The 8,264-nt window shown below is 39.1% G+C and carries 3 protein-coding genes; all 3 read right to left on the minus strand.

Going from position 1 to position 8,264, the window contains the following annotated elements; translation table 11 throughout:
* Positions 1–2: 2 nt before the first annotated feature.
* A complete protein-coding gene (locus GNE10_RS08275) occupies positions 3–1,397 on the minus strand; it encodes a cytochrome P450 (protein WP_185564513.1) in 1,395 nt (464 codons plus the stop codon).
* Positions 1,394–5,521 carry a non-ribosomal peptide synthetase gene (locus tag GNE10_RS08280; protein WP_185564516.1) on the minus strand — a complete coding sequence of 1,376 codons (4,128 nt, stop codon included), beginning with the start codon at positions 5,519–5,521 and terminating at the stop codon, positions 1,394–1,396. Before GNE10_RS08280 ends, GNE10_RS08275 begins: the two co-directional genes overlap by 4 nt.
* A gap of 33 nt (positions 5,522–5,554) precedes the next feature.
* The coding region (locus GNE10_RS08285) for an acyltransferase domain-containing protein (protein ID WP_185564518.1) at positions 5,555–8,264 on the minus strand (2,710 nt) is incomplete at its 5' end.

Consider the following 8,264-nt stretch of genomic DNA (forward strand, 5'->3'; position numbering starts at 1 on the left):
TGTTAAATTGAACTAACAACCAATGGCTGCGACTGTGTTTGACGCCGACTATGTATGAGCATTTTCACGCCACTAGATGGATAACAAATCAGACCTTCAAATTTTGGTTTTTCTGGTCGTTTATTAACTAGTGCTAACTGATAATGTGAAAGAATCGTTGCTAGTACAAGCTTCATTTCAAACAAAGCAAAAGCTCCACCAATACAATTACGAGCGCCGCCACCGAATGGGAGGAATTCATAGCTCGAAAATTGTTTTTCTAGAAAGCGCTCTGGCTGAAATTTCTTTGGTTGTGGATATAAATCTTCACGTTGATGGGTTGAATAAATATTACCAATGAGTATTGTTCCTGGATTCAATTCATAACCCATCACTTCAAGTGGTGATTCTACCAACCGGGGAAATGTGAATAACTGAGTCGGGTAAATTCGCAAAGCTTCATTACACACAGCACTGAGGTAAGGCAATGCTGCAATACTCATTGGATCTGGAGAATTACCCAGGCTATCGAGTTCTTGAAGCAATCGTTCGTGAACAATAGGTAAACTGTGAACCCAGTATAGTGCCCAAGCGATCGCAGTTGCAGAAGCATCACCAGACGCGAATATCGGTGACAATAAGAGGTCACGCACCTCTTCATCGCTTAGTAGTTCGCCTGTTTCATCATGAGCAAATAACAGCTCAGAGAGGATATCAGTGCGAGAGCGATTTGCCTGCTGACGGCGTTCTTGGACTTGGGCGTACAGCATTTGAAAAAGTTCTCGTCGGAGGTGGAGACGGTATCCCCACGGACTCCAGCGACCTAAATCCCGTTGCCCAAAGGGGAGTTTTGTGGCGAGTTTAAATAGAAGAGATTGGGCTTGTTTGTTGGCACAAGCAAATAGATGCTTAATTTTCTCATAGCGATCGCCTTCGTTTAAACCCAAGACAACTTCTATACCCACCCGCAGAGTGATATCTTCGATAGTAGGGTAGGCAATGAAAGGTTTTGCGTAGGCATAGCCCGGCGCAGGCATCGCCTGTTGACTCATGATTTTTTCTGTGAGTTCGCAGATACGTTGTCCACAAGCTTGCATCCGCGCACCATGAAAAGCAGGCATTAATAGCTTGCGCCGATGTTTGTGACGTAAACCATCGAGTTGAAGTACTCCTTGCTTTCCTGTCATAAAAGCAAAGTTTTGGTTCAATTCACCCCTAGCTGTAATTTCTTTGGTGTTGGTAAAAATCTGCTTGAGCGCTGAGGGATTGCTGACATAGACTATTGGGTTAGAATCTGACATTAAGGTAACTAAGTCACCATAGCGTTGGTTAATAGCATCCATATAGCCAAAAGGGTCAGCTTGGAATTGCTGATTTAGCAGCCAAGTGGGGGTTTGCGGCCCTGGGGGTAGTTTCATCGGTCTTTTTTACTCGCGTTCTTTATATAAAAGTGAGCATCGTCAATACAAATTCTTAACTGATTTGCTAATTCCTGAATATGAGGTTCAACGAACATTGAGAAATGATCCCCTGGAAGTTCAATGACCTGTATAGATTGGCTGGAATATTTGCCCCAACCTAGTAAGGGGTCATCAGTATGAAATTCTGGACTTTGAAAGTCATGAATAATTGCCTCATTCGCTCGGAAGAGATTCATTTGATGAGGATAAACTTGTGGGACATAATCTCGCATCGCTTGGACATGAACTTTGAAAAGTTTGTAATAACGGAGAAAATCCTTAATCTCTGTGTCGCTAAAAATAAAGTTTGTTTTTTTATTTATCAAGTAAAATTGCTCATCTAGTGATAAATTTTGCAGTTCTTCAAAAGGAACTGAAAAGTCTATACTATTGTTAGTTTTAATTGATTCTGCCATGCGGAGTAAGAATTTTGCATCATCATCCTCTCCTGGTTTAATGGTAGTTTCAGGCAAGATAGCGTCGATGACAACTAATAAACCTACCATTTGACCTTGCCTTTGCAATTGTTGTGCCATTTCAAAAGCAATGACACCACCGTAACAAAAACCACCTAAAAGATAAGGGCCATTTGGTTGTCGCTGACGAATTTCCTGGATGTAGTGAGCCGCTGTTTTCTCTACTGAAATTATTTCAGGTTCCTCTTGGTCAGGGATATGTTCTAAAGCATAAAATGGATAGTCTTCACCCAGTCTTCTAGACAAGTTGAAATAGTTACGAATACCTCCACCGGCACCATGTATACAGAAGAAAGGCATCTTAGAACCAGAAGACTGAATTGCTACTAGAGGAGAACTGGAGCTATCACGGAATGGCTGACTGACAATAGTCGCTAGTTTTTCAATAGTTGGGTTTTCAAAAAGATTAGATAGGGGAAGATTGTGCCCAAATCGATCGTAAATTTGAGCCATTAAGCGAACTGCTAAAAATGAGTGACCACCCACATCAAAAAAGTTATCTGTTACCCCAATCTGCTTAGTATTCAGAAGATTTTCCCAAATCTTCACCAAGCCTAATTCTGTAAAATTTCGGGGAGCAACAAAAGATTGAGTGGCGTTTTGTCGGATAACCTGGTCGGTTGCAAGGGTAGACGCACTCAGAGATCGTTTATCTACTTTCCCATTAGGTGTTAGGGGTATTGCATCCAATACCACGAAAGCAGATGGAATCATATAATTTGGCAGCTTTTGTTGCAATTTTGGCAACAGTTGTGTCGCTATGTCTTGCTTATCTGTCACGATATATGCAATCAGACGGCTTGAGTCTTGAGCCTGATCTTGGTTAATAACAACAGATTCTCGCACATCTGGATGTTGTGCGATCGCTGCAACAATTTCCCCCAGTTCCACCCGAAAGCCGCGAATTTTTACTTGGTCATCACGGCGACCCAAATACTCAAGATTGCCATCGTTGAGATAACGCACTAAATCACCAGTTTTGTAAAGTTTAGTTCCCGGAACAAAGGGATTATTAATAAAGCGTTCCTGAGTTAATTCCAGACGATCTAAATATCCCCTGGCTAATCCATCACCACCAACATATAGTTCGCCAATCACTCCTATAGGAGTTGCTTGTAAATGACTATTTAGTACATATATTTGAGTATTGTCAACAGGGCGACCAATGGGAACACTAGTTAATTTATCTGTCAGCAAACTCGTGTCGTAGTAAGTGACATTCGCAGAAACTTCCGATGAACCATAAAGGTTGATTAGTTTTGCCGATGGCATTAGTTTTCGGAAAGTTTGAGCTAAATCAATAGATAGTGATTCACCACTGGTTATCCAAAGTTTTAGATGTGATAAGTTTTTGATCAGATGACTATAGCTATTAAAAAATAAACGCAGTAGTGACGGAACAAGTACTATCCGCGTCACTTTGTAATTTGCCAGAGTTTCTATAAATAATTGTGGGTCTAGCACAATTGCATCAGGAATAATTGCAGTGGGAATTCCCTGAAGTAATGGTGCAAAAATCTCCCATACTGAATCTACAAAACTAATAGCTGTTTTTTGACAACAAACCTCCTTTGTTGCAAAGGGATAAGTTTTCCACAGCCAATGCAAACCATTGACTGTACCGCGATGAGTACCAAGAACACCTTTAGGATTGCCTGTAGAACCAGAAGTGTAGATAATATAGGCGAGATGATCAGCTTTTGAGGAGTTGACAGGATTTTCCTGACTTTCTTGAATAATTTCGTCTTTGTGGATGTCTAGGCAAACAATTTTAGCTGAAGATACAGGCAGTTTTTCTAATATCTCTTGTTGGGTGATTAACACCGATACTTGAGAATCAGACAGCATGAATCCAAGGCGTTCTACTGGATAATTAGGATCGAGAGGAATGTAAGCACCACCAGCTTTGAAAATAGCCAGAATCCCCACAACCATTTCTACTGAACGTTCGAGGCAAATACCAACAAGAGTTTCTTCTCCTACACCTTGTTTTTGTAAATAATGGGTAAGCTGATTAACTCTTTGGTTCAGTTGGGAATAAGTCAGTTCTTGGGTTTGACTAATTAATGCTAATTTATTAGGCGATCGTTCGACTTGTTGTTCAAATAATTGATGTAGAGAGGCATTTTGCGGATAATCTGCCTCAGTCTTGTTCCACTCAAATAACAGTTGCTCTCGCTCTTTAACAGTTAGTGGTGATAATTCTGAAATTTGCTGCTCTTGATTTTGAACAATACTTTCCAATAAAGTTTGAAAATTATTGATAAATCGGCTAATTGTTATATCCTCAAAAATGTCTGTGTTGTATTCCAAAAACCCTGTTAAACCTTGTTGAGATTCGGACATGGATAGGAAAATATCCAACTGAGCTGTACCGTTATCCAACTGCAAAGGACGCAAGGTTAAACCAGAAACTTCCTGCATAGATTTTGGCGTATTTTGCAGGACAAACATAACTTCATAAAGTGGATTCCGGCTTAAGTCCCGCTCTGGTTGCAATTCTTCTACAAGCTTCTCAAAAGGCAAATCTTGATGTGCATAAGCATCTACAGTCACCTCGCGTACTCGGTGTAGAAGTTGCGAAAAGCGTGGATTACCACTCAGGTTATTACGCAACACCAAAGTATTGACAAATAAACCCAGCATCCCTTCTAATTCCGCTCGGTTGCGGTTCGCAATTGGCGAACCAATTAAGATATCTTCTCGATCTGTATAACAGTATAGTAATGTATTAAATGCTGCCAGTAAAGTCATAAATAAAGTGACATCTTCGCGCTGGCTTAATTGGTTGAGTGCATCTGTTAAGGTTTTAGAGAACGTAAAGTATTGCTTCGCACCAGTAAAAGTTGGAACAGCAGGACGCGGATAATCTGTAGGTAACTGGAGTAAAGGTAGTTCGCCACCCAATTGTTGCTTCCAGTATTTGAATTGAGTTTCTAGTACTTTACCTTGTAAGCGATCGCGCTGCCAAATCGCAAAATCTGCATACTGAATGGGGAGTTCGGGTAAGGGAGAATGCTGATTTGTAGAAAATGCTGCATATAGCGTTGCTAACTCTTTTAAAAACACACCAATAGACCATCCATCTGTAATAATGTGATGCATGGTCAAAAGGAAAATGTGTTCTTCCCCTCCCAAGCGCACTAAAGTTGCTCTAACTAAAGGCCCTTTAGCTAAATTGAAGGGTTTATTTGCTGAATCAATTGCAAGTTGTTTAACATTAGGTTCCCAGTTTTTACCAAAATGCTCAAAGTTAATAATAGGTAATTCCCAAGTTAATTCCGGTGCTATTTGCTGTACTGGTTGTCCATTAACAAGTACAAAAATTGTGCGCCAAACTTCATGACGCTTGAGGATTTCATTCAGACTTTGCTTCAGTGCCGTAATATTAAGCAATCCTCTTAAATGAAAAGCACTAGAAATATTATAGAAAGAACTTCCGTGGTAAAGTTGGTCAATAAACCACAGTCTTTCTTGAGAAAAAGATAGGGGAATATTGTGAGAAAAGTGACGCTGTGAAATTTTATCAACTTGAAACTTTCCTCCCTTCCATTTTTCTAGAAGAGCTTTTTTTGCAGGTGATAAATTCGAGTGTTGTTTATCCATTGTTAAAAATCATTTGTAATTATTAATTGAGCATTATTCTTTACTCAAAAGAACTTCCACTTGTTCTTCAGATAATTCTTCGATTTTCTCCAAAAGAAGTTGCTCAACCATTTCCGCTTGCTTGGCTGGTACCATTGCTTGCAGTAAAAGGTCGCGCAGTGGTAACTCCACTGGAAACTTGCTTCGCAATCGAGAAACTAGTTGAGTTGCAATCAAAGAGTCTCCTCCTAATTCATAGAAGTTATCGTAAATACCTACTTGTGTAATCCCCAGAACTTCTTGCCAAACTTCGGCTATTTCTTTTTCTAATTTGTTAGTTGGAGCAACATAGGAATTACTCAGGTTATGTCTGAAGTAAGCTGAGGATGAATCTACTTGATTGCAAGACTTTGAATTTAGTAGAGGGTTAAGTTTAAATGTGCCTTCGTATCTCGTTTTAAGATCCACTGTGGACACAACAAACTGAGTTACTTCTCCTAAAGAAAATATCCGTTGAAATACTTCTACACTTTCTTTTTCAGTAATTGCTAATTCTGTCTGGGATATCTGTCTAAATTTTTTTTGCTCTTGGCTGCTATTCAGTTGTAATTTATCCCAATTTATGGCAATCCAAAGTAAAGATGTATTTTGGTTATGTTTTTGAGTAAATGTATCTATTAATTGATTAAATGCTGAGTATAAACCTAATTCCATTCCTCCTAAAATGGTAGATAAAGAAGAAAAGTTGAGCCAAAAATCTAATTTTCTACTCTCGAAAATTTGTTCTAATATGGTAATATTCTGATGTTGAAACTCAAGTATTTTTACTAACTCTGTTTGAGTAATTTCTGGAATCGAGCAAAATATATTTTCACATATTCTTCCATTTGAATAGATCGCCCCATTAATTTGACCAATATTCTCAGGTGCAAGGCTTTCATACATTTGTTCATAATTAGTTGTATCTGCACGTACTACCAAAACTTCTGTACCTAATTCCTTTAATGCTAAGAGTTTTTGGATTTTGCGACTCACTTCATCTTCTTGAGGATGAATTTTAAGCCATTGGGAATATTCATCTTTTTCTGGAAAAACGGAATCTTCAATAAATATGAGTTTTGCTTGTAGGGTTTTTGCCAAATATTCTGCGAGTACAACTCCAAAACTTTCTAATCCCCCTGGAAAGAGGTAAACACCTTCTTTTCTTAGGAGAGTTTTTTCTACAACTGCTGACTCTAAATCTATTGGTTCAAATGTTTGAACCCAGCGGTAACGATCGCGATATGCAACAACCAAATCAGGAGATAAAGCATTAATTTCGTTGATGATTTGGTCTATAATATAACTGCAATTGTCTCCTGTTATTTCCTCTGAGGCAAAGCCATTTAGGCGTTGATTTAAAACAAAATCTATACTCCGACAAACGATATGAGGATACTCTTGAGGAATAACCTTACATAAGCCTAATACAGTTGCTTTTTGTGGATCGAGAGTTTCATTACCATTAACTTCTTGAATCTGGTTTGATATAACCAATATTTGCAGAGAATCGCTAAGTTTTAGTTTTCCAAGACTTTGGGTTAAAAACAGCAAACTGTTGAATTCTAGATACTGACCTATTTGACGATGCTCAACGGAATTTAAACTCCATAAATGAGCAATATTTTGGGGAATATTACCAAGTGTAAGCAGTTCTTGAAGCAATACTTCATAGTCATCTCGACTTTGCGGATTAATCGCATAAGTACGATCGTTGAGTTTGCTAAACTGTTGTCCTATCTTCACTACAATCACATCTTTTTCATGCTGTTTCAGTTTATGAATTAATTGGGAACCCACGCCACATTCATCCACAAACAACAGCCATTGTTTATTCTCTAATTCTAAAGGAGATGGAGGTAGTAAAGAACGTTTCCATGAAGGTATATAAAACCAGTTGGGAATGTCTTGTTTTTTATCTAAATTTACAGATTTTCTACTTGTAGAAAGTGATGGTGATTTAGTGTCAATCCAGTATCTTTGTCGCTCAAAGGGATAAGTAGGTAAAGGAACACGATGACGCCGTTCATGAGTATAAAATCCTGACCAATCTATTTCTACACCAGCCAACCACATCCGGCCTAATGTTTGTAACAAAAAGCCCACATCCGATTGTTCTTCCTTAGCATGACGTAAGGAAGTCAACACCCGTTGTTTGGCATTAGATTTGAGATGCTGTGTTGCAAATGTGCTTAAGGTTCGTCCCGGCCCCACCTCCAGAAAAACACCTTCAAACTGTTGCAAAAGCTGAGATATACCATCCGAAAATCTCACAGCTTGTCGCAAATGCTGACTCCAGTAGTTGGGATTTGTGGCTTGCTCATCTCTAATCCAACTGCCAGTAACATTGGAAATGAAGCGAATTTCTGGCGGCTGAAGTTTGACTTTTTTCATAGCTTGCACAAATGCCTCCAACATGGGTTGCATCATTACAGAATGAAAGGCATGAGATGTGTGCAACAGCCGACATTCAATCCCTTGAGAGAATAATTGATTTTGGAGTGTGGCGATCGCTTCAACAATACCAGAAACAACGCACGAAGACGGACTATTAATAGCTGCTATCTGTAAAGACCTAGTATAGAAGGCGTTCGCGTCTAAAATAAATTGCACATCTTTTTGTGGCAGTGGAATCGCCAGCATACTCCCTGTGGGTAACTGTTGCATTAGTTTTCCCCTTGTTGCCACAATGGTTAAAGCATCTTCTAAAGAGAACACACCTGCT

Origin of the sequence: Nostoc sp. 2RC, from assembly GCF_014222165.1 — a bacterium.
Lineage (GTDB): Bacteria > Cyanobacteriota > Cyanobacteriia > Cyanobacteriales > Nostocaceae > Nostoc > Nostoc linckia.